General features: G+C 61.1%; 1 protein-coding gene. It reads right to left on the bottom strand.

What is annotated here, in order from left to right:
- Window positions 1-685 (bottom strand): serine/threonine protein kinase (locus AB3X98_RS41975; protein ID WP_368607199.1); only part of this gene is annotated, 685 nt, incomplete at its 3' end.
- Window positions 686-982 lie beyond the last annotated feature (297 nt).

The raw sequence follows: 982 nt of genomic DNA, 5'->3' as shown, positions 1-982 counted from the left end.
CCGGGTTGCGTGCAACATGGCAATGTACCCACTCCATCGGATCGGCCGCGGTGAACGGCAGGGTCCCTGTGAGCATCTGATAGAGCGTGACTCCGAATGCGTAGAGGTCGCTGCGCGAATCGATCGAGCGGTTCATCCGCCCAGTCTGTTCAGGCGCCATATAGGCGAGGGTACCGACGATCGTTTCCGGCGGTTCCGGCGATTGCCGTTCATACGTGCGTCGAGAGGCGCTGCCAAAGCCAGTGAGCCGCACGTGGCCGTCGACGCAGTCCACCAGAATATGCGCAGGTTTGATGTCCTTATGCACGAGGCCGTGCTGATGGACTTTACCCAGCGCCGCTGCAATGCCCACAGCGAGGGACAACACATGTCCCACCTCGCCAGGTCCGCCGATTTGCCGCTCGAGCAGTTCGCCAAGCGGATCCTCGAGCACTAGTACCATCCGTGCGTCATCGCGCACCAGCTTCAAAGGGCGCGCTGCCCACTGACTGTTGAGTACGTCCTTCAGCGCGAACTCGTGAGCGAGGCGTTCGAGAAGGGCGGTTGGGGGATGTTCGTCGGCGGGACGTACCACCAGCACACTGCCGGGGCTGCCGGTGGGCTGGACCCGGTAGAGCGTGAACTCGCCATCCTCGCGCAGTATGCTGGCGCTGCGATTTACGTCGGTACCGTGTAGGGAGTCCATCTGACGTAGTTTATCGTCGCGCTCGTGCCCGTCAATCAAGAGAGGCAACTCATTCGTCTGCTCATACAGCGGCGGACGTGCCCTTCAAGCACACTACACGGCAACATCTGTGGAGTCAGCAACGCGTGTAGAGCCAGGCGTTCTTCTCTACAACCGCCTCAAGTCGGCCGTGCTGGAGCCGAGTCAGTACTTTTATTTATTGGCTGGCTAGCCCATGTGGCGCGGCCTTGGTCGACACAGCCGTCCCTTCCAACGGCGGAACCTGAAGGGGCTCGATGAGGGCTATCGACTACGTCG

The sequence above is a fragment of the Paraburkholderia sp. BR14312 genome (assembly GCF_040948675.1).
Taxonomy (GTDB): Bacteria; Pseudomonadota; Gammaproteobacteria; order Burkholderiales; family Burkholderiaceae; genus Paraburkholderia; species Paraburkholderia nodosa_A.
This window is presented reverse-complemented; position numbering and strand designations above follow the sequence as displayed.